Here is a 21142-nt window from a genome sequence, read left to right on the forward strand (position 1 = left end):
GGGCGTGCAGTGACTAACCCAGCAGCTCGTTCAGCACCGTCAAGAACTCCTGCGGCTTCACCGGGGTGAACGCCGGGCTCGGATAGGTCCCGGGCACGTCGAGGGTCACCAGCGTGGATTTCACCGGACGGTAGATGTCCAGCGGCAGCCAGCGGCGCAGATCCGAGCTACCCCAGAATCGGAAGCGCTGCATCCAGAACCCCAGCGGCTCGGCCTTGTATCCCCGGATCGAGTGCAGGGGAATCACTTTCGCGGTACCCGACGGAAAGTGATAGCGCCGCAACGTCAGTGCGTAACGGTCCAGTTGCACCAGGCCGTCGTCGTAATGCTGCTGCGGTGGGGCGCTCATAGTCGAGAACACCGCAGCTCGTGGCCTTTGGTGGTCAGGCATCGTCCGGTCTCCAGATTCCACTGCCAGCCGTGCAGGTTGCACGTCAACGTCGAACCTTCCACCACACCGAATTTCGACAGGTCGGCTTTCAGGTGCGGGCAGCGGCGTTGCATCGTGTACCCACCGATCTCCACGTCGCTGCTGTCGTCGTGGGTCTCGGCGAACCAGCCGTCCGCGTAGGCGATCCGCTCGTCGGTCAGACACTTGAAGAAGGTGTACAGGTACTCGTTGTAACCGCCGACCCGCCACGCGCGGAAGCGGGTGGACAGGAAGATCGTGTTCACCCAGTCCGGTTCGTCGTCACGCAGAACGGTCCGCACCAGTTCCGGGGCGATCTCGAAGCCGTACCGGAACTTCTCATCGGCAATCGGCTCCCGCACAACGCGTTTCGGGAAGTCCACCACGATGGTCTCCGGTCCGACACGCAGCTCCACCGCGTAGCCGATACCGTCGCAGATCTGGTCGCTCTGCAGCATGATGGGTTCGAATTTCGCGCGCAGCGGCTCCAGCAGCGATTCGCCCGTCGCCGGCGCCCACCGCGCCTTCTCGGCGGCCAGCACCGGCGCCATCCGTTCGGCGTAGGCGGCGATGTACTCGGCCTTGCCGGTGGTGAAGATCGCCTCCACCTCGGGGGTCGGGATCGGGTGTTCGAGTGAATTCAGTTCCGGCCCGGTGAAATCGGCGACCGACCCGGGGATCATCAGCAGGCCGCCGTCGTTGCCGTTGCGCCGCATCTGGTCCAGGAAGACCATCTGGTCGGGGAAGATGTTGGCCGGGTCGCCGTGGTCGTCATTGAGGTCACGCAGATCGGGATCCAGGAAGCATGGCGGCCCCGCCGACGGGATCACCCAGGTGGCACCGACATCGGCGATGAACTGCCTGCAGCGGTCCATACCGCGCTGACGCTTCTGAGTGCCGAACGACTGCTTGGCGCGCTCGGGCATGTCGTAGACCATCGGGTACCAGATCGCGCCCGAGTACTGCAGCATGTGCACGTCGATATGCCCGAATGCATCGGCCAGTAGGTCAACCGCGAGCGGGCGCGAGTCGTTCATGTTGAACACCGTCGTGGTGCCGTCGGAGACGACCAGCCCGGAGTCGCCGATCGGGCCGTCGGCCGGGGCCCGCAGCGCCACGATCATCACGTCCAGCTCACCCTTGGGCCCGCTGACCCGATGCTTCACGGAGTCGGTGGTCTCGTAGAAGCGGTGGAAGCCCAGCGCCTCGAGTTCGCGCTTCAGGTCGGGCACCGGGAAGTCCGGCAGCAGGACGACCGCGTCCTTGTTGACGTACTCGGTGAGCAGCTTGGGGTCGAAGTGGTCTTTGTGCAGGTGTGAGACGTAGAGGTAGTCGCAGTCGCCCAGCGCGGTCCAGTCCAGGGCGCTGTTGTCAGGGAAGACGAACCACGATCCGAAATAGGCGGGGTTCAGCCAGGGGTCGCACAGGATGCTTCCTGCCTGGGTGTCGATCCGAAAACCGGCGTGACCGATGCTGGTGACCTGCACAAATCCCCTTTTCCGTGGTAACTGCACCAGCCACGAGCTTAGCCGCCAACGGTTCGCGAGCTAGGCTGACCGCTGTGGAACCGGTATATGGAACGGTCATTCAGCTCGCCCGCCTGACGTGGCGGGCGCAGGGCTTGAAGTTCACCGTGACCGGCGTCGAAAACCTACCCGTGACGGGTGGTGCTGTCGTGGCCATCAACCACACCAGCTATTTCGACTTCACTTTCGCCGGGCTGCCCGCCTACCTGCAGGGCCGCGGCCGCAAGGTGCGGTTCATGGCCAAGCAAGAGGTCTTCGACGCCAAGATCACCGGTCCGATCATGCGCAGCCTGCGCCACATCCCGGTGGACCGGGCCAGTGGCGCCGCCTCCTTCGACGCGGCTTGCCAGGCCTTGAAGGCCGGCGAACTGGTCGGCGTCTACCCCGAAGCGACGATCAGCCGCAGCTTCGAGCTCAAAGAATTCAAGTCCGGGGCGGCGCGCATGGCGATCGCCGCCGACGTCCCGATCATTCCGCACATCGTGTGGGGCGCTCAGCGCATCTGGACCAAGGGCCGTCCGCGCAAGATGTGGCGCCCCAAGGTGCCGATCGCGATCGCGGTCGGGGAGCCCATCGCGCCGACGCTGCCGGCCAATGAACTGACCGCGCTGCTGCACTCGCGTATGCAGCATCTGCTGGAACAGGTGCAGGACCGCTACGGCCCGCATCCTGCCGGCGAATTCTGGGTGCCGCACCGGCTGGGCGGGGGTGCTCCGACGTTGGCTGAAGCATCTGCGATGGACGCGGCCGAGGCTGCCGAGAAAGCGGCCAAGAGGGCACAGCGCCCAGACCCGCCGGGGTAGCACCATGGAACCCGTCTTTCGCTCCCTGGAGATCCTCGCCTCGATGGCAGTCCGGGCAGTGGGGTCAACGATCACCTTCGAGGGTCTCGACAACATCCCCACCCACGGTGGTGCCGTGGTGGCGATCAACCACACCGGTTACGTGGATTTTCTGCCAGCCGCGTTGGGTACCCGCCAACGCAGACGCCGCATCCGGTTCATGATCAAGGCCGAGATGCAAAACGTGCGGACGGTGAACTTTTTGATCAAGCACACGGGCACCATCCCGGTGAATCGGCAGGCCGGCGCCGGTGCGTACGCCGAAGCGGTGCGCGCGCTCAAGGCCGGTGAGCTCGTCGGGGTCTATCCCGAGGCCACCATCAGCCGGGCGTTCGTCTTGAAGGACTTCAAGAGCGGGGCCGCGCGGATGGCCCTGGAGGCGCAGGTTCCCATCGTCCCCTGCATCGTCTGGGGCGCTCATCGGGTGTGGACCAAAGATCACCCGAAACGGTTGGGCCGCAGCAAGATTCCATTCACCGTGCGGTACGGGCGGGCGCTGCCGCCGGTAGGCACAGCCCGCGATCTGGAAGGTGCGCTCAGAGAGCAGATGAGCACGATACTGCGTGAGGTACAGCGGGCGTATCCGCACCCGGAAGGCGAATACTGGGTGCCGGCCGAGTTCGGGGGCGGCGCACCGACTCTGGACGAGGCCAAGCGGCGTGACGAGGCCGAGTTGGCTGAGCGTGCGCGCCGCATGGGGGAGCACAGCTGATGCTGCCCGCGATGATCGCCACCGATGTGGATGGCACCCTCCTCGACGAGGACGAGCACGTCACCGCGCGCACCCGCAGCGCGGTGCAGGCAGCGGTGGCTTCGGGCGTCAAGTTCGTGTTGGCGACCGGCCGCCCGCCGCGGTGGGTGCCACCGGTGGTCGAGGAATTGGGATTCGCGCCGATGGCGGTGTGCGCCAACGGTGCCGTGATCTACGACCCCGATCAGGACCGCATCATCTCCGCGCGCACCTTGTCGGTCGAGGTCCTCACCGAACTCGCCGACATCGCCACCCGGGTGATCCCCGGAGTGGGCCTGGCTGTCGAGCGGGTCGGACGCAGCGCGCACGACTCGGCCACGCCGCAGTTCGTCAGCTCACCCGGTTACGAGCACGCCTGGCTCAACCCCGACAACACCGAAGTCGCGATCGAGGACCTGCTCAGTGCGCCGGCGGTCAAGCTGCTGATCCGCAAGGCCGGCGCTCTCAGTGCGGACATGGCTGTGGAGCTTGCGAAACATATTGGCCCGCAAGGTGATATCACCTACTCGACCAATAACGGTCTGATCGAGATCAACCCGATCGGAACCAGTAAGGCGACCGGCGTCGAACACATCGCCCGGCCGCTGGGGATTGCCGCCGACGATGTGGTCGCCTTTGGTGACATGCCCAACGACGTTCCGATGCTGCGCTGGGCCGGGCTGGGCGTCGCGATGGGCAACGCCCACCCGGAGGCGGTCGCTGCTGCCAATGAGGTGACCGCGACCAACGCCGACGACGGCCTGGCCCAGGTACTCGAACGTTGGTGGCTGTAGACCTAAGCGATCGGGTTGGTGATGCGGCTGAACCGCTCCAGCTGCACGGGCGGCCCGTCGGCCGGTGGCGGCGGCATCACCAGGGTCAGCCCGTCGACCACCCGCAGCACGTTGTGCGTCTGGCGGTCGAAGTTGAGGGTGCCGTGCTGGAAGTTCTGCACGATCCACTCGGGTTCCTGGATCTCACCGCTGGTCGGCAGGCCCAGCGCTCCACGTTCATAGCCCAGTGATGCCCAGGCCTCGTAGATCGCACCGGTCAGCGGCTGCGCATCAGTGGTGGGTGACCAGTACACGGCGCCGTGCTCGAAGGTCACATACCGCGCGTTGCCGTCGGCGGCGGCCTCCGGCGTCGTCGGCATCCCCAGCGGTGAGTCTTTGCCGCCCATGGCTTCCCACTTGGCCAGGATCGCGCCGCCGCGCAGCGAATCCATCAGGTCCGGTGGTCTGTTGAACCTCGACGCGATGTCGCGGATCTGGTTCAGCGCCGCATAGCCGGCGTTGCCCGGGCATGCGGTGTTGCCGACGTCGCGGTGCGCGAAGATCGTCGGCAGCGTCGGCGTGGTGCCGGCGGGGAAGAACGTGTAGTCGCCCCCGGCCGATCGCAGCATCGTGGTGCCCAGTGGGTTGACGTGGTCCAGGCCCAGTCGCCAGCCGAGCAGCCTGCCGACCGTTCGGACCAGGATGTCGGTGGGTGGCACGTCCTCGAAGTCGCCGATCATCGACACACCCCACACGTCGGTGTTGAAACCGCCTGTGTGCGAACCGAGTACGTCTTTCGTAATACCGCCGGCACGGCCTTCGAACACCTGGCCGTACTTGTCGACCAATGCGTTGTAGGCGATGTCGCACCACCCCAGAGTGCGGGTGTGGTAGGCGTAGATCGAGCGGACGATCTCAGCGGAGTCTTCGGGGGCGTAGTCGTTGCTGCCTGCGGTGTGGTGTACCACCGCCGCGCGAATTCCGTTGCCGTAAGAAGGGTTACCGCAGCGGATGTGCTCGTCGGCACCCCACTGGGCGCGGCTGATGATGTTCGGTGGTTGGCCGGGTCCCAGAGCCGCCGTCGGCGGTTGCCACTGCGAGTCGACCGGTGCCCTGGGCGGCGGGGTGATCAAGACTGCCGAGATGTTCTGCGCGAATGGTTGTTCGACGGTGGCGGGCACGTAGCCCAGGTTCTTGCCGGTCTCGGGTGGGGCGGTGGTGACGGGCGCGTTCGGCGGCCGGGTGACTGCGATCTGCACCGATGTGGTGGTTCCCACGAACACCGGGTCGGTGCCGCGGGGACCGCCGTGCTGGCTGTCGTCGGCGTTCGATTCCAGAGTCTCCGCGGTGTACCACGGGCCCCAGGTGCCGTCCGGGCGCTTGGCGCGTACCCGCGCCGATGTTCCGGTCAGGTCGGTCCCCGTGAGGGCGACCATCGAGAACGGTGTCGGCTGGCTGATCTCGCGCACGGTCACTCCGCCGCCGACGCCGGTCAGCGGTTGCTGCGAGAGCACGGTGTCGGCTGCCTTGGGCCCGTCGGGGCGTTCTGATCCGGGCGCGCCGGTGATTGCCCACGGCAGGATGACGACGGTCGCCGCGATCGCGGTGAACACGAGTGTCGGCGCAGGTCGGCGGGGCAGCACAAGGCGATGTTACGTATGTGCCTTCTGATACCAGTGTTTCGACACGGGCCAGTGTGAAGAAAGTGATACTTGATGCCTGCAACGGCACCGCAGGGGCCTCTCCGGGTTCACTGCCCTAGCGGCCTGACCCACCCTGCGGTGCCGTTCCGACGCAGGTCTTTTCTTAACCGGCGGGGGCTGGGGCTGCCGCGGGAGCGGCAGCGGCGGCCGAGGCGCCCTGCATGGCCTGGGTGATCGACGGCATCACCACACCCTTGAGCAGGTCGATCGCCTGGCCGACGCCGAGTTGGTTGGCGGCGCTGCTGAGATCGCTGATGATCCCGCCGGAGGCGGCCGGTGCGCTGGGCATGGCCAGCGAGGGATCACCGAGGATCGGATAGGTCCCGTTCACCGGACCCAGCGGAGCACTGATCGGCTGCTCGCTGGGCAGACCGAGGCCCGTCGCCGAGGGGCTGGTCAAGCCCGGTGTTGCCAGCGACGGAGTGGTGCCGAGCTGCGGAGTCGTCAGTGCCGGGTTGGTCAACCCGGGATCGGTCAGCGACGCCGACGGCAGGGTGGCCCCTGGAGTGGTGAGGCCGGGTGTCGTGAGACCCGGGGTGGTGACGCTCGGCGTGGTGAGGCCGGGCGTGGTCAATCCTGGAGTCGTCAGACCCGGTGTGGTCAGACCGGGTGTGGTGAGCCCCGGTGTGGTCAGACCGGGTGTGGTGAGCCCCGGTGTGGTCAGACTCGGTGTGGTCAGCCCCGGTGTGGTCAGACTCGGGGTCGTCAGCCCGGGTGCGGTCAGACTCGGGGTGGTCAGGCCCGGCGCGGTCAAGCCCGGGGTGGTCAGCAGCGGGCCTGCCTGCGCAGGCTGGGCGCCGGCGGGGCTCAGGCCCGTAGGCAGTGGCGGCAGGTTGATCCCGAACTGCGACAGACCTTGCTGCAGTGCGGACATCAACTCGTTGGGCAGGTCGGTCACCACGGCGGCGCGAACGAATTCGCGATGCTCGGGCGCCTTCTGCGGGGCGGCGGTCAGTTCGACCACACCAATAGCTGCAATTGGACTTGCGACGGCCAATGCGGCGACTGCGCTCATGGCTGTCGAGAGCTTGCGTCGACGGCTGTTAGGCACGGAAGTCTCCTCAATATCTAGACAGCGTTCGTGTCTGATCACTTCGTGGGGCTCGATTTTCGGCCGTGCGCCGAGTCCGAAGCCAACGTGATTGATGGTACGGCTGTGACTAGTGTGTCTAGAGTGACGATGCTGAATCGTGAGCCAATTGCGACCTTGGAGCGTTACCGGCGCATGTGATTTCCCGCCGGCGTCCGGGCTTGCGATGCGGGTCACACCGCGCCGGTCCGATAACCTAGGCGCCGATGAGCAGTTCAGAATCCCCGGTCGCTTCGCTTGTGCCCGCCGGTCAAAATTCCGGGATCGACTCAGGCCCCTACGACCTCTTCGTCGTCGGCTCCGGCTTCTTCGGCCTGACCATCGCCGAGCGGGTGGCCAGCCAGCTGGGCAAGCGGGTCCTGGTCGTCGAACGCCGGTCGCACATCGGCGGCAACGCCTACTCCGAGCCGGAGCCGCAGACCGGCATCGAGATCCACCGCTACGGTGCCCACCTGTTCCACACCTCCAACCAGAGGGTGTGGGACTACGTCCGGCAGTTCACCGATTTCACCGGATATCAGCACAGGGTGTTCGCCATGCACGGCGGCCAGGCCTACCAGTTTCCGATGGGGCTCGGACTGGTGGCGCAGTTCTTCGGCAAGTACTTCACCCCCGACGAGGCCCGTCAGCTGATCCAGGAGCAGGCCGCCGAGTTCAAGACCGAGGAGGCCGCCAACCTCGAGGAGAAGGCGATCTCACTGATCGGCCGGCCCCTCTACGAGGCCTTCGTCAAGGGCTACACCGCCAAGCAATGGCAGACCGACCCCGCCGAACTCCCGGCAGCCGTCATCAGCCGCCTGCCGGTGCGCTACACGTTCGACAACCGCTACTTCAACGACACCTACGAGGGCCTGCCGGTCGACGGCTACACGAAGTGGCTGCAGAACATGGCCGTCGACGACCGCATCGAAGTCAGGCTGGACACCGACTGGTTCGACGTCCGCGACGAACTGCGGGCCGCCAGCCCTGACGCCCCGGTGATCTACACCGGGCCGCTGGACCGCTACTTCGGCTACGCCGAGGGTCGGTTGGGCTGGCGCACCCTGGACTTCGAACTGGAGGTGCTCCCATGCGGGGACTTCCAGGGCACCCCGGTGATGAACTACAACGACCTCGACGTCCCCTACACCCGCATCCACGAGTTCCGCCACTTCCACCCGGAGCGCGAGTACCCGACCGACAAGACGGTCATCATGCGCGAGTACTCCCGGTTCGCCGACGACGACGACGAGCCCTACTACCCGATCAACACCGAGTCCGACCGCGCGCTGCTGGCCGCTTACCGCAGTCGGGCGCGGGAGGAGACGTCCGCGAACAAGGTGCTCTTCGGTGGCAGGCTGGGCACATACCAATACCTGGACATGCACATGGCGATCGCCAGCGCGCTGAACATGTATGACAACACCCTGGCGCCGCACCTGCGCGACGGGACCCCGCTGACCGAAAGCAGCACAGAATGAGCGAGATTCCGTCCGGCCCGATCGCGGCCGGAGAAACCAAGGCCGTCAGCCTGCTGGCGCGGGTGATCCTCCCGCGTCCCGGCGAGCCGCTCGACGTCCGCAAGCTCTACATCGAAGAGTCCGACACCAACGCACGCCGGGCGCACGCGCCCACCCGCACCACCTTGGAGATCGGCGCCGAGTCCGAAGTCTCGTTCGCGACCTACTTCAACGCCTTCCCGGCCAGCTATTGGCGACGCTGGTCGACGCTGGAATCGGTGGTACTGCGCGTCGAGGTCACCGGATCGGCCCGCGTCGACGTCTACCGGTCCAAGGCCACCGGCGCCCGAATCACCGTCGGCGGCACCGAGATCAGCAGCCCGGACGCGACGACGCCGACCTCTGCGGAATTCGAGATCGGCCTGGACCCGTTCGAAGATGGCGGCTGGGTGTGGTTCGACATCACCACCGACACCAACACCACGGTGCACGGCGCCGGCTGGTACGCCCCGGTGCCGGCTCCGGGCCGGGCCAGCGTCGTCGTGGGCATCCCGACCTTCAACCGGCCCGCCGACTGCGTCAACGCGCTGGCCGCACTGACGTCGGATCCGTTGGTGGACAACGTGATCACCGGCGTCATCGTGTCGGATCAAGGAACCCAGAAGGCGAAAGACCATCCCGGGTTCGACGCCGCCGCAGCGGCGCTGGGTTCGCGTCTGTCCATACACAACCAGCCCAACCTCGGCGGTTCGGGCGGTTACAGCCGGGTGATGTACGAGGCGCTGAAGAACACCGACTGCGAACAGATCCTGTTCATGGACGACGACATCCGCATCGAGCCCGACTCCATCCTGCGGGCCTTGGCGCTCAACCGATTTGCGAAGGTTCCGACCCTTGTCGGCGGCCAGATGCTCAATCTGCAGGAGCCCAGTCACCTGCATGTCATGGGTGAGATGGTCGACTCGGCCAACTTCATGTGGAGCGGTGCGGTCAACACCGAGTACGACCACAACTTCGCCAAGTACCCGCTCAACGACGAGGAGCAGTACCGCAGCAAGCTGCTGCACCGCCGCATCGACGTCGACTTCAACGGCTGGTGGATGTGCATGATCCCGCGGCAGGTCGCCGAGGAGCTCGGCCAACCGGTGCCGCTGTTCATCAAGTGGGACGACGTCGAATACGGCCTGCGTGCGGGCGAGCACGGCTACCCGACCGTCACCCTGCCCGGCGCCGCGATCTGGCACATGGCGTGGAGCGACAAGGACGACGCGATCGACTGGCAGGCGTACTTCCACCTGCGTAACCGGCTGGTGGTGGCCGCCATGCACTGGGATGGAAACGTCCGCGGCCTCATCGCCAGCCACATGAAGGCCACCCTCAAACACCTTCTGTGCCTTGAGTATTCGACTGTCGCGATCCAGAACAAGGCGATGGACGATTTCCTCGAGGGGCCCGAACACATCTTCTCCATCCTCGAGTCGGCACTGCCCGAGGTCCGCCGGCTGCGGTCGCAGTATCCCGACGCCGTCGTGCTGCCCAGCGCCACCACATTGCCCACGCCGTCGGACAAGCGGTGGCGCCGCAAAGTCAGCATCCCGACCAACCCGCTGTCGATCGCTGTGCGGCTCGCCCGCGGCGTGGCCCACCAGCTGAGGCCGCACGATCCCGTGCACCACGAGCGTCCCCAGATCAACGTCGCGACCCAGGACGCCCGGTGGTTCTCGCTGTCCCGGGTCGACGGCGTCACCGTCACCACCGCCGACGGCCGCGGCGTGGTCTACCGGCAGCGCGATCGAGCGAAAATGTTTGCGCTACTGCGGGCTTCGACGCGCCGCCAGGTGCAGCTGGCCCGCAAGTTCAACCGGATGCGCAAGGTCTACCGAGACGCACTGCCGACGCTGTCGAGCAAGGAGAAGTGGGAAACGGTGTTGCTCGAGAGCTCGTCCAGCCATGGCTGAGGTCGAGCCGGTCGCGCCGCCCGCGAGCGGTGAGATCGCGGCCCTGGTCACCATCCAATCGACCTTGGGTACGCCCCGGGTGATCGAGGTGGCCCGCGCGATGTCGCACTTCGGCGAACATGCCCAGGGCTGGGTGGCAGTGTCGGCGCTCGGTGCGCTGGCCATGCCGAAGCGGCGCAGGGACTGGGTGCTGGTGGGCGTCGGCGCGGTGGCCGCACACGCGGCCGCGATCGCGATCAAGCTGGTGGTGCGCCGCGCGCGCCCGAATCACCCCGCGGTCGCGGTCAACGTCGGCACGCCCAGCGCGCTGAGCTTTCCCTCGGCGCACGCCACCTCCACGACTGCCGCGGCTATGCTGCTGAGCCGGGCCACCCGCTCACGGCTGCCGCTGGCAGTGGTGCCCGCGATGGCCTTGTCGCGGCTGGTGCTCGGCGTGCACTACCCGACTGACGTGCTCGCGGGGGCGGCGGTCGGCGCCGTTGTCGCGACGACGGCCGGCCGTGTCGCCGCACCGCAGAAGGAGAAGCGGAAATGAGCGCCCATGAGTGAGGGAGCGGCGCGGGTCGCCGGACCGCCGAGCAATCTGTTCACCGGGATCATCAAGGCCATCCGCCCTCGCCAGTGGGTCAAGAACCTGCTGGTGCTGCTCGCCCCGATCGCCGCGCTCGGCGGCAACGTGCAATACGACTACAAAGAGGTCGCGGTCAAGATTTTGATCGCGTTCGCCTCGTTCTCGCTGGCCGCCTCCTGCATCTATCTGGTCAACGACTCGCGGGACGTCGAAGCGGACCGTCAGCACCCGACCAAGCGGTTCCGCCCGATCGCCGCGGGAGTGGTTCCGCCGGGGCTGGCCTACACGTTGGCCGTCGTGCTGGGCGTCGCCGCGCTCGGGCTGTCGCTGCTGGCCTCGGTGAACCTGCTGATCGTGATCGGCGTCTACATCGCCATGCAGCTCGCCTACTGCTTCGGGCTCAAACACCAAGCGGTGCTGGACATCTGCATCGTGTCGTCGGCCTACCTGATCCGTGCCATCGCCGGCGGTGCAGCAGCCGGGATCCCGCTGTCGCAATGGTTCCTGTTGGTGATGACCTTCGGATCGTTGTTCATGGTGGCCGGAAAGCGTTATGCCGAATTGCAGCTCGCCGAGCGCACCGGCGCCAAGATTCGCAAGTCGCTCGAGAGCTACACAGCCTCTTACCTCCGGTTCGTCTGGACGGTGGCGGCCACCGCGATGGTGGTCTGTTACAGCCTGTGGGCTTTCGAGCGGGACGGGGCCAACGCGTCCTGGTACGCGGTCACGATCATTCCGATCACCATCGCGATCCTGCGATACGCGGTCGACGTCGACGGCGGATTGGCCGGCGAACCCGAAGACATCGCGTTGAAGGATCGGGTACTGCAGCTGCTGTTGCTGGCGTGGATCGGGACCATCGGTGCAGCGATCGCCTTCAGTTGAGTACCTGACGCCTGAACCGGTTTCGGCCGCGCCGACCGGGCGCCGCCTGGTGCGGGTGAGCCTCTGGATCGGCGTCGTGGTGACCGCGGCGCTGTGGGCGTGGGGTGCCTGGCAGCGCCGCTGGATCGCCGACGACGGTCTGATTGTGCTGCGCACGGTGCGCAACCTGCTTGCAGGCAACGGGCCGGTGTTCAACGCCGGCGAACGCGTGGAATCCAATACCTCCACGCTCTGGACCTACCTGAACTATCTCGGCGCACTGATCGCCGGTCCGGTGCAGCTGGAGTACGTCGCGCTCGCGCTTGCGCTGAGCTTGTCCGTGGCCGGCGTGGTGATGATAATGCTCGGCACCGCAAGGCTATTCGCGCCCGGTCTGATGGGCCGCCGGGCCGTGTTGCTGCCCGCGGGGGCGGTGGTCTACATCGCGATCCCGCCCGCACGGGACTTTGCCACCTCGGGTCTGGAGAACGGCTTGGTGCTGGCCTGGATCGGCTTGCTGTGGTGGATGATGGTCTGCTGGGCGCAGGCACCCCGGCTGCAGCGCGGTGGCCCGGTTTTCACCGCCGCGCTGGCCTTCGTCGCAGGCTTGAGCGTGCTGGTGCGGCCCGAACTCGCCCTGATCGGCGGCCTCGCATTGGTCATGATGCTCGTCGCGGCCAAGGGCTGGACCACCCGTGTGATCATCCTGGTTGCCGGTGGCTTGTTGCCGGTGGGCTATCAGATCTTCCGGATGGGTTACTACGCGCTGCTTTTCCCGCAGACCGCGCTGGCCAAGGATGCCTCGGGGGACAAATGGGGGCAGGGCCTGATCTATCTGGCCAACTTCAACCAGCCCTATGCGCTGTGGCTGGCGGCGCTGCTGGTGATCGCGCTGGGCGCGGTGGTGGTGGCCGCGCGTGATACCTCGTCGCGGGCCGGCGAACCGGACCCGCCCGGCGACCGCGGCCGGCTGGCACGCAGAATCCAAAGTCCCACTGCCGTTGTGATTTTCATGCTCGTCAGTGGCCTGCTGCAGGGTCTGTACTGGATCCGGCAGGGCGGTGACTTCATGCACGGCCGGGTGTTGTTGACGCCTGTTTTCTGCCTGCTGACTCCCGTCGCGGTGATCCCCGTGGTGCTGCCCGAGCCCTTCACCTTCTCCCGCGAGCGCGCCACGGTGCTCGCGGGCGCGACGATCGCGCTGTGGTTGGGGCTGGTCGGCTGGTCGCTGTGGGCGGCGAACTCGCCGGGGTTGGGCTCCGACGCCACCCGGGTGACCTATTCGGGCATCGTCGACGAGCGGCGGTTCTACTCGCAGGCCACAGGTCACGCTCACCCGCTGACCGCCGCCGATTACCTGGACTACCCGCGGATGCGGGCGGTGCTGGCCGCGATCGCAAACACACCCGATGGCGCGCTGCTGCTGCCGTCGGGAAACTACGACCAGTGGGATGTGGTGCCCGCCTATCCGCCGCCACCACCTCCACCGGGTGTCTCGATGGATACCTGGCGTCGCCAAATAGCACCGCACACAGTCTTTTTCACCAACCTCGGCATGCTCGGGATGAACGTCGGGCTGAACGTGAGAGTGATCGACCAGATCGGTCTGGCGAACCCGATCGCAGCGCACACCGCGCGCTTGGCAGATGCCCGGATCGGCCACGACAAGAACCTCTTCCCGGACTGGGCCGTTGCCGAGGGGCCTTGGCTCAAGGAGCACCCGTACGTGCCGCCGTACCTCGATGAGGGGTGGATCGCCGAGGCCGAGGTGGCGCTGCGGTGTCCCGAGACCGAGGCGATGCTCAATTCCATCCGGGACCCGCTGGGTATCCGCCGCTTCCTGTCAAATGTGTTGCACGCGATCGATTTCACTCGATACCGCATCGATCGCGTTCCGCAGTACGAGCTGGCGCGTTGCGGTCTTGCGGAGCCACCGTTGAAGGGCACCCCGTATACGGGCCTCCCTGCTACCGGTCCCTGACCACCCCGCTGACCGTCCCGTCAGTTTTCCGGCGTCGCGATGTGGCCAAAGTGGGCCGAGTGCAAGATGTTACGTGTGACACATGCCGCAAAGTGCTGAGCATGGCGCACAGCACCCTTCCGGTGCAGCGGGTTTCACGATTACCTCGCCGGCGCGGTAGTTTAGTTTGCCAGCCGGGCTCTAGCCGGTAACGCTGCGGTCAGTTTGCGGCGATACACAGGTCAAGTGTGAAAGCGCTTGGCAAAACCAACGTCAATGTCGACAGCGGTTCTGCCGTGCCGTGAACGAATGAGTTGAGCAACCGATGGTTCGTGCCGTGAGAGCCTCCCTCGCCGCCGTCCTACTGATGACCGCGCTGGCGACGGTGACGGGCGTGGTCCCGCACGCCAAAGCGTTCTCCAGAGAAGGCCTTCCGGTCGAGTATCTGGACGTGTACTCGCCGTCGATGGGCCGCAACATCCGCGTCGAGTTCCAAGGCGGCCCCGCCGGCTCGAAGGCCGTCTACCTGCTCGACGGTCTGCGCGCCCAGGACGACTACAGCGGCTGGGACATCAACACCCCCGCCTTCGAGTGGTTCTACGACTCCGGAGTCTCGGTGGTCATGCCCGTCGGCGGGCAGTCCAGCTTCTACAGCGACTGGTACTCGCCGTCGAGCTTCAACAAGCAGCCCTACACCTACAAGTGGGAGACGTTCCTCACCAGCGAGCTCCCGCAATGGCTGGCCGCCAACAAGCAGGTTTCGTCGACCGGCAACGCCGTCGTCGGCCTGTCGATGTCGGGCGGCGCCGCGCTGATTCTGTCGGCCTACCACCCGCAACAGTTCGTCTACGCGGCCTCGCTGTCGGGCTTCCTCAATCCCTCGGCGCTGCTGATGCAGCAAGCCATCCGGGTGGCCATGCTCGACGCCGGCGGCTATAACGTCGACAACATGTGGGGTCCACCGTGGGATCCGGCGTGGAAGCGCAACGACCCGGTGGTCCAGGCCGCCACGATCGCGCACAACGGCACCCGGCTGTGGATCTACTGCGCGCCTGGTGGGCAGACCGATCTCGACGCCGGCGGCGACCCAGGCGCGGCACTGAGCGCCACCAGCCTGGAGTCGATGGCGATCAAGAGCAACAAAGATTTTCAGGCCGCCTACACAGCGGCCGGCGGCAGCAACGCGACGTTCGAATTCCCGCCGTCGGGCAACCATTCGTGGCCCTACTGGGGAGCTCAACTCGCGGCACTAAAACCCGACCTCATCGCCACCATCAACCGGTGAGAGGGCGGTCACGACAACATCTGTAGAAGAGGAACGATCACCACACCTGTGGTTGACTACCAGGGCACGGCTGCGTGGATCGCATGCGGTGCGGCCCCCGAAAAAGGATGGAAATACATGAAGTTCGTTGAGAAGTTGCGCGGCGTTTGGCTGCGCCGGCTGACAGTCGCTGCCGCGGCTGCCGCCGTGCTGCCCGGCCTGATCGGCGTCGTCGGCGGCTCCGCAACGGCGGGAGCATTCTCCAAGCCCGGCCTGCCGGTCGAGTACCTCGAAGTGCCGTCCGCAGGTATGGGACGCGACATCAAGATCCAGTTCCAGAGCGGCGGGCCCAACTCGCCCGCGGTCTACCTGCTCGACGGTCTGCGCGCGCAGGACGACTTCAACGGCTGGGACATCAATACCCCGGCGTTCGAGTGGTACTACAACTCCGGACTGTCGGTCGTCATGCCCGTCGGTGGCCAGTCCAGCTTCTACTCGGATTGGTACAAGCCGGCATGCGGCAAGGCCGGTTGCCAGACCTACAAGTGGGAGACGTTCCTGACCCAGGAGCTGCCCGCGTACCTGGCCGCCAACAAGGAGGTCAAGCCGACCGGTAGCGCGGCCGTGGGTCTGTCGATGGCCGGTTCCGCCGCGCTGACCCTGGCGATCTACCACCCCGAGCAGTTCCCGTACGCCGGCGCGCTGTCGGGCTTCCTCAACCTCTCCGAGGGCTGGTGGCCGATGCTGGTGAACCTGTCGATGGGTGACGCCGGCGGTTTCAAGGCCAACGACATGTGGGGACCGACCGAGGACCCGAACAGTGCCTGGAAGCGCAACGACCCGATGGTCAACATCCAGAAGCTGATCGACAACAACACCCGCATCTGGATCTACTGCGGTGACGGCAAGCCGTCCGACCTGGACGCCGGAACCAGCAGCGGCAACCTGTTCAACGCGAAGTTCCTGGAAAGCTTCACGCTGCGGACGAACAAGACGTTCCGCGACACCTACCTGGCCAAGGGTGGCACCAACGGGGTGTTCAACTTCCCCGCCAACGGCACCCACCAGTGGAACTACTGGGGCCAGCAGCTGCAGCAGATGAAGCCGGACATCCAGCGCGTGCTCGGCGCCACGCCGACCGCCTGATATCCAGCAGTCGACAACTCACCAACGGCGGCGACCTCCGGGTCGTCGCCGTTGGCGTATCCGAACCAACCGCGTAAGCAGTGTGATTCACTACCTGCAGGTGGGGCGGGGCTGGGAAATGCGACGAGTCGACTTTGAGGTGACCATGAAGAGTCTGTCGGGCCTGTTTCGGGGAGTATGCGCCGCGGTTCTGGCGCTGGGCCTCATGAGTGCCACCGCGCCGACCGGCCACGCGGCCGATGTCGAGTACCTGATGGTGCCGTCGCCGGCCATGGGCCGCGACATCCCGGTGGCCTTTATGGGTGGCGGCCCGCACGCCGTGGTGTTGCTGGATGCGTTCAACGCCGGCGATCCGGTCAGCAACTGGGTCACCGCGGGCAACGCGATGAACACGCTTGCCGGTAAGGGTGTCTCCGTGGTGGCTCCGGCCAGCGGCGCCTTCACCCTGTACACCAACTGGGAGGCCGACGGCACCCGGCAGTGGGAGACCTTCCTGTCCGACGAACTGCCCAACTGGCTGGCCGCCAACAAGGGCTTGGCCCCGGGCGGGCATGCCATCGTCGGCGCCGCGCAGGGCGGTCTCGGCGCAATGATGGAGGCGACGTTCCACCCTGATCGCTACCGTTACGCCGGTTCCCTGTCGGGCTTCCTGACCCCGTCGAACACCTTCATGAACGGCGCGATCACCGCGGGTATGAACGAGTTCGGCGGCGTGAACACCCAGGCCATGTGGGGTGCTGCGCAGCTCGGCCGGTGGAAGTGGCATGACCCCGAGGTGCACGTGCAGCTGCTGGCCGACAACAACACCCGGCTGTGGGTGTTCAGCCCTCAGACCACGACCTGCAGTGACGTTCCGGCCATGATCGGCTACTGCGACCTGGCCCAGGGCAGCAACCGGACCTTTTACGCGCATTACCGGGCCGTGGGGGGCCACAACGGCCACTTCGACTTCCCGGCCGGCGGCAATCACGACTGGGGCAATTGGGCCGGGCAGCTGGCCGCGATGTCGGGAGATGTTGTCGCGGCGATCAAATAGCTCGCTCCTGACCTTCCAGGTCAGCGCGAACTGTTAACTTTCCGCAATCTCGCGGTGCTCTGGGGCAGCCATGCCCAGCCGGTACCGTGGAGACGTGCAGCGCTCGGTCCATCGTGTGAACGGCAGCGGCGTCAACGCCACCGCTGCCGGCACGGTCCGGCACGCGCTGCTGATGGCCGGCCTGCTGGGCTCGGCAACTCTGCTGATGGTGGCCTGCAGCTCGGGCGAGGATCTGGTGACCACCGCCGCGCCACCGCCCACGCAGAGCTACGGCTCCGTCCACGGTCAGGGTGCGCCGCTGCCGGCAGACGCCGACCCCCAGTCCGTCAAGTTCCATGTCACGCCGGCCCAGCGCGGATTCCTTGATGCGCTCACTGCCGCCGGCGTGCATCCATCGAGTGAGCTGGAAGCACTGAGCATCGGTTCCCACGTCTGCCAGGCCCACGCGGCCGGTCAAAGCGACCAGGCGGTCTGGGACTACATTGCTCCGATGGTGCGCAGTGACGTCGTCGACGCGGGATCGCCGCCGCACACTGCCCCCGATCCGCAGGTGACAGCGGCCACGGCCGACTACATCCGGATCGCCACCCAGCAGCTCTGCTAGCAGGAAGATCACCTCCCTTCAATGGCTCGAAACTCCCGGACCCCCGCCCGTCGTCGCCGTCACCGCATTCTCGGACTGATCGCGGCCGGCGCCATGGCCGCCGCGGTGGCACTGATCGTCGCGATCATCGTCATCGTCGCCCGCCGGCCCGAAGCGCCGCCGACCGCGGTGCCGCCGACCGCGCTGCCGCCCACCAGTTCCCCGGGCCAGCACAAGCCGCGGCCGGAATTCCAGGACGCCAGCTGCCCGGACGTTCAGATGATCGCGATCCCCGGCACCTGGGAGTCGTCGCCGACCGACGACCCGCTGAACCCGACCCAGTTTCCGCGGTCGCTGATGCTCAACGTGACGGCGCCGATCACCGGCCAGTTCGGCCGCGACCGCGTCGAGGTGTTCACCGTTCCCTACACCGCGCAGTTCCACAATCCGCTGTCGCAGGACAACCAGATGTCCTACAACGACAGTCGCGCCGAGGGCACCCGCAACGCAGTCAAGGCCATGACCGACATGAACAATCGCTGCCCGCTGACCAGTTACGTCATCGCCGGCTTCTCGCAGGGCGCGGTGATCGGCGGTGACATCGCCAGCGATATCGGCAACGGGCGCGGCCCGGTCGACGAGGACCTGGTGTTGGGTGTGACGTTGATCGCCGACGGCCGTCGCCAGGAAGGCGTCGGGCAGGACATCGGTCCCAACCCGCCGGGCGAAGGCGCCGAGATCACGCTGCAGGAAGTGCCGGTGTTGTCCGCGATGGGCCTGACCATGACGGGGGCTCGGCCGGGTGGCTTCGGCGCGCTGAACAACCGCACCAACGAGATCTGCGCCGCCGGTGACCTGATCTGCGCTGCGCCCCAGCAAGCGTTCAACATCACGAATCTGCCGACCACCCTCGATGTATTGGCCGGTGGCGCCGGACAACCCGTGCACGCGCTGTACAACACGCCGCAGTTCTGGAACCTCGACGGGCAAACGTCCACGCAGTGGACACTGAATTGGGCGCGCAATCTGATCGAGAACGCGCCCCATCCAAAACATGGATGACGTGGGAGCTTCGTTGGCCGATGGATTTGGCCGCCGCCGCGACTGCGCCTAACATTAAGAAGAAAATAAGAGCTGCATGGTTGAGCTGTCGGTCCGGGCGTCCAACGTCCGATCCGACAGGGCGCCGGCCCACAGCGCCACCGAGGTCCCCGACGGACCTGGGATAGATCGGTACGATCTGTGAGGTTTGGGGCCTAGACGCAGGGAGAACGGTGGCGCGACGTCGTGCGCGGCCGCCGCAGGGCCCGACACGGATGTGTTCTGACAGGAGACTGGTATGCCGTTCCACAACCCGTTCATCAAGAACGGACTGATCACCTTCCCCGAGGGCGCCAGTGTGATCAAGCACGTGGAGCGCTGGGCCAAGGTCCGTGGTGACAAGATCGCCTACCGTTTTCTGGATTTCTCCGTCGAACGTGACGGTGTCGTCCGCGAGCTGACCTGGGCCGACTTCGGCGCCCGAAATCGCGCCGTGGCCGCCCGCCTGCAGCAGGTCACCCAGCCGGGTGACCGCGTCGCCATCCTGTGCCCGCAGAACCTCGACTACCTCGTCGCGTTCTTCGGCACCATGTACTCCGGTCGCATCGCCGTCCCGCTGTTCGACCCGGCCGAGCCCGGCCACGTCGGCCGGCTGCACGCCGTGCTGGACGACTGCGGCGCGTCGGCGATCCTGACCACCACCGACTCCGCGGAGGGCGTGCGCAAGTTCTTCCGCAGCCGCCCGGCCAAGGAGCGCCCCCGCGTCATCGCCGTGGATGCGGTGCCCGACGAGGTCGGCGCGACCTGGGAGCCGTTCGACGCGGTCGACGAGAACACCATCGCTTATCTGCAGTACACCTCGGGTTCCACCCGGATCCCCAGCGGTGTGCAGATCACCCACCTGAACATGGCCACCAACGTCGTGCAGGTGATCGAGGCCCTCGAGGGTGAGGAAGGCGACCGGGGTGTGTCCTGGCTGCCGTTCTTCCACGACATGGGTCTGGTCACCGCGCTGCTGCCGGCGATGATCGGCCACTACTTCACGTTCATGACGCCCGCGGCTTTCGTTCGCCGCCCGGGTCGCTGGATCCGTGAACTCGCCTATCGCGAGGGCGACACCGGCGGCGCCATCTCGGTAGCGCCGAACTTCGCGTTCGACCACGCCGCGGCACGTGGCGTGCCGAAGGACGACGAAGAGCCGCTGGACCTGTCCCACGTCAAGGCGATCCTCAACGGCAGCGAGCCGATCTCGGCGGCTACCGTGCAGCGCTTCAACGAAGCGTTTCGTCCATTCGGCTTCCAGCCCAAGGCCATCAAGCCGTCCTACGGCCTGGCCGAGGCAACCTTGTTCGTGTCGACCACCCCGGCGGCTGAGGAACCGAAGATCGTCTCGGTCGATCGCGACGAACTGAACGCGGGCCGCTTCGTGGTGGTGCCCGACGATTCACCCAAGGCGGTGGCCCAGGCCTCGGCGGGCAAGATCGGTGTCGCCGAGTGGGCGGTCATCGTCGACAACGACACCGCCAGCGAGCTGGCCGACGGACAGATCGGTGAGATCTGGATCAGCGGCCAGAACATGGGCACCGGTTACTGGAACAAGCCGGACGAAACCATCGCGACGTTCCAGAACATCCTCAAGTCCCGGACCAGCCCGTCGCACGCCGAGGGTGCCGCCGACGAGGCGACCTGGGTGCGCACCGGTGACCTCGGGGCGTTCTACGACGGCGACCTGTACATCACCGGCCGCGTCAAGGACCTGGTGATCATCGACGGCCGCAACCACTACCCACAGGACCTGGAGTACTCCGCTCAGGAGGCAACGAAGGCGGTGCGGACCGGTTTCGTCGCCGCGTTCTCGGTGCCGGCGAACCAGTTGCCGGACGAGGTGTTCGACAACGCCCACGCCGGGCTCAAGTGCGATGCCGATGACAGCTCCGAGCAGCTGGTGATCGTCGCCGAGCGCGCGCCGGGTTCACACAAGATGGAGATGGGTCCGATCTCCGACGACATCCGCGCGGCCATCGCGGTACGCCACGGCGTGACGGTTCGCGACGTACTGCTGACTCCGGCGGGCGCAATCCCGCGTACCTCCAGCGGCAAGATCGGCCGGCGAGCCTGCCGGTCGGCGTACCTCGACGGCACCCTGCGCAGCGGGAAGGTGGCCAATGCCTTCCCGGACGAATCGGAATGACGACCGAAGGAAAGAC

General features: G+C 66.4%; 18 protein-coding genes. 14 read left to right on the forward strand and 4 right to left on the reverse strand.

Features of this window, described 5'->3' with window-relative positions; genetic code table 11:
* Positions 1–13: 13 nt before the first annotated feature.
* Together CRM90_RS05800 and CRM90_RS05805 are read right to left on the reverse strand one after the other, a co-directional pair.
* On the reverse strand, positions 14–349 hold the full coding sequence (locus tag CRM90_RS05800; RefSeq protein ID WP_102806028.1) for a hypothetical protein: 336 nt from the start codon (positions 347–349) through the stop codon (positions 14–16).
* The gene (locus tag CRM90_RS05805; RefSeq protein WP_102806029.1) at positions 346–1896 is read right to left on the reverse strand and encodes a Rieske 2Fe-2S domain-containing protein; all 1551 of its coding nucleotides are present in this window, start codon (positions 1894–1896) and stop codon (positions 346–348) included. Before CRM90_RS05805 ends, CRM90_RS05800 begins: the two co-directional genes overlap by 4 nt.
* 74 nt (positions 1897–1970) lie before the next feature.
* On the opposite strand from CRM90_RS05805, the gene CRM90_RS05810 reads away from it, so the two are divergent.
* The 3 genes from CRM90_RS05810 to CRM90_RS05820 are packed head-to-tail and all read left to right on the forward strand — an operon-like array spanning position 1971 to position 4301.
* Positions 1971–2738: a lysophospholipid acyltransferase family protein gene (locus CRM90_RS05810; protein ID WP_102806030.1), complete on the forward strand. Its 768-nt coding sequence runs from the start codon at positions 1971–1973 to the stop codon at positions 2736–2738.
* Positions 2739–2742: 4 nt separating this feature from the next.
* Positions 2743–3489 carry a lysophospholipid acyltransferase family protein gene (locus CRM90_RS05815; RefSeq protein ID WP_102806031.1) on the forward strand — a complete coding sequence of 249 codons (747 nt, stop codon included), beginning with the start codon at positions 2743–2745 and terminating at the stop codon, positions 3487–3489.
* Positions 3489–4301, forward strand: coding sequence for an HAD family hydrolase (locus CRM90_RS05820; protein WP_102806032.1), 813 nt, complete (start codon positions 3489–3491; stop codon positions 4299–4301). The genes CRM90_RS05815 and CRM90_RS05820 overlap by 1 nt, the downstream gene beginning before the upstream one ends.
* 2 nt (positions 4302–4303) lie before the next feature.
* On the opposite strand, the gene CRM90_RS05825 is transcribed toward CRM90_RS05820, so the two are convergent.
* Together CRM90_RS05825 and CRM90_RS05830 are read right to left on the reverse strand one after the other, a co-directional pair.
* Positions 4304–5923, reverse strand: coding sequence for an N-acetylmuramoyl-L-alanine amidase (locus CRM90_RS05825; RefSeq protein WP_102806033.1), 1620 nt, complete (start codon positions 5921–5923; stop codon positions 4304–4306).
* Positions 5924–6086: 163 nt separating this feature from the next.
* The gene (locus tag CRM90_RS05830) at positions 6087–7034 is read right to left on the reverse strand and encodes a hypothetical protein (RefSeq protein ID WP_102806034.1); all 948 of its coding nucleotides are present in this window, start codon (positions 7032–7034) and stop codon (positions 6087–6089) included.
* Between the two features lie 245 nt (positions 7035–7279).
* Between CRM90_RS05830 and glf the strand changes: the two genes are divergently transcribed.
* The 11 genes from glf to fadD32 all read left to right on the forward strand — a co-directional run bounded on the left by glf (position 7280) and on the right by fadD32 (position 21126).
* Positions 7280–8533 carry a UDP-galactopyranose mutase gene (gene glf, locus CRM90_RS05835; protein WP_233209176.1) on the forward strand — a complete coding sequence of 418 codons (1254 nt, stop codon included), beginning with the start codon at positions 7280–7282 and terminating at the stop codon, positions 8531–8533.
* Positions 8530–10470 carry a glycosyltransferase gene (locus CRM90_RS05840; protein ID WP_102806036.1) on the forward strand — a complete coding sequence of 647 codons (1941 nt, stop codon included), beginning with the start codon at positions 8530–8532 and terminating at the stop codon, positions 10468–10470. The genes glf and CRM90_RS05840 overlap by 4 nt, the downstream gene beginning before the upstream one ends.
* Entirely contained in the window at positions 10463–11005 is a 543-nt protein-coding gene (locus tag CRM90_RS05845) for a phosphatase PAP2 family protein (RefSeq protein ID WP_102806037.1), read from the forward strand. The genes CRM90_RS05840 and CRM90_RS05845 overlap by 8 nt, the downstream gene beginning before the upstream one ends.
* Before the next feature lie 6 nt (positions 11006–11011).
* On the forward strand, positions 11012–11926 hold the full coding sequence (locus CRM90_RS05850; RefSeq protein ID WP_102806038.1) for a decaprenyl-phosphate phosphoribosyltransferase: 915 nt from the start codon (positions 11012–11014) through the stop codon (positions 11924–11926).
* Between the two features lie 4 nt (positions 11927–11930).
* Entirely contained in the window at positions 11931–13886 is a 1956-nt protein-coding gene (gene aftB, locus CRM90_RS05855) for a terminal beta-(1->2)-arabinofuranosyltransferase (RefSeq protein WP_286145618.1), read from the forward strand.
* Between the two features lie 304 nt (positions 13887–14190).
* On the forward strand, positions 14191–15150 hold the full coding sequence (locus tag CRM90_RS05860; RefSeq protein WP_102806040.1) for an esterase family protein: 960 nt from the start codon (positions 14191–14193) through the stop codon (positions 15148–15150).
* A 117-nt stretch (positions 15151–15267) separates the two neighbouring features.
* Positions 15268–16275 carry an esterase family protein gene (locus CRM90_RS05865; protein WP_102806140.1) on the forward strand — a complete coding sequence of 336 codons (1008 nt, stop codon included), beginning with the start codon at positions 15268–15270 and terminating at the stop codon, positions 16273–16275.
* Positions 16276–16420: 145 nt separating this feature from the next.
* Positions 16421–17311, forward strand: coding sequence for an alpha/beta hydrolase-fold protein (locus CRM90_RS05870; RefSeq protein ID WP_102806141.1), 891 nt, complete (start codon positions 16421–16423; stop codon positions 17309–17311).
* Between the two features lie 94 nt (positions 17312–17405).
* Positions 17406–17915 carry a DUF732 domain-containing protein gene (locus CRM90_RS05875; protein ID WP_233209177.1) on the forward strand — a complete coding sequence of 170 codons (510 nt, stop codon included), beginning with the start codon at positions 17406–17408 and terminating at the stop codon, positions 17913–17915.
* Between the two features lie 21 nt (positions 17916–17936).
* Positions 17937–18956: a carboxylesterase Culp6 gene (gene culp6 / locus CRM90_RS05880; RefSeq protein WP_102806041.1), complete on the forward strand. Its 1020-nt coding sequence runs from the start codon at positions 17937–17939 to the stop codon at positions 18954–18956.
* Between the two features lie 277 nt (positions 18957–19233).
* On the forward strand, positions 19234–21126 hold the full coding sequence (fadD32, locus tag CRM90_RS05885) for a long-chain-fatty-acid--AMP ligase FadD32 (protein ID WP_102806042.1): 1893 nt from the start codon (positions 19234–19236) through the stop codon (positions 21124–21126).
* The last annotated feature ends 16 nt before the right edge of the window (positions 21127–21142 follow it).

This window comes from Mycobacterium sp. ENV421 (genome assembly GCF_002887815.1).
GTDB lineage: Bacteria > Actinomycetota > Actinomycetes > Mycobacteriales > Mycobacteriaceae > Mycobacterium.

Excerpts from the sequence above, each read along its gene's own strand:
- CRM90_RS05845 (WP_102806037.1), top strand. The coding sequence starts at position 10,463 with ATGGCTGAGGTCGAGCCGGTCGCGCCGCCCGCGAGCGGTGAGATCGCG.
- glf (WP_233209176.1), top strand. The coding sequence starts at position 7,280 with ATGAGCAGTTCAGAATCCCCGGTCGCTTCGCTTGTGCCCGCCGGTCAA.
- CRM90_RS05865 (WP_102806140.1), top strand. The coding sequence starts at position 15,268 with ATGAAGTTCGTTGAGAAGTTGCGCGGCGTTTGGCTGCGCCGGCTGACA.
- CRM90_RS05860 (WP_102806040.1), top strand. The coding sequence starts at position 14,191 with ATGGTTCGTGCCGTGAGAGCCTCCCTCGCCGCCGTCCTACTGATGACC.
- CRM90_RS05840 (WP_102806036.1), top strand. The coding sequence starts at position 8,530 with ATGAGCGAGATTCCGTCCGGCCCGATCGCGGCCGGAGAAACCAAGGCC.
- CRM90_RS05850 (WP_102806038.1), top strand. The coding sequence starts at position 11,012 with ATGAGTGAGGGAGCGGCGCGGGTCGCCGGACCGCCGAGCAATCTGTTC.
- CRM90_RS05800 (WP_102806028.1), bottom strand. The coding sequence starts at position 349 with ATGAGCGCCCCACCGCAGCAGCATTACGACGACGGCCTGGTGCAACTG.
- fadD32 (WP_102806042.1), top strand. The coding sequence starts at position 19,234 with ATGCCGTTCCACAACCCGTTCATCAAGAACGGACTGATCACCTTCCCC.
- CRM90_RS05820 (WP_102806032.1), top strand. The coding sequence starts at position 3,489 with ATGCTGCCCGCGATGATCGCCACCGATGTGGATGGCACCCTCCTCGAC.
- culp6 (WP_102806041.1), top strand. The coding sequence starts at position 17,937 with ATGGCTCGAAACTCCCGGACCCCCGCCCGTCGTCGCCGTCACCGCATT.
- CRM90_RS05870 (WP_102806141.1), top strand. The coding sequence starts at position 16,421 with ATGAAGAGTCTGTCGGGCCTGTTTCGGGGAGTATGCGCCGCGGTTCTG.
- CRM90_RS05815 (WP_102806031.1), top strand. The coding sequence starts at position 2,743 with ATGGAACCCGTCTTTCGCTCCCTGGAGATCCTCGCCTCGATGGCAGTC.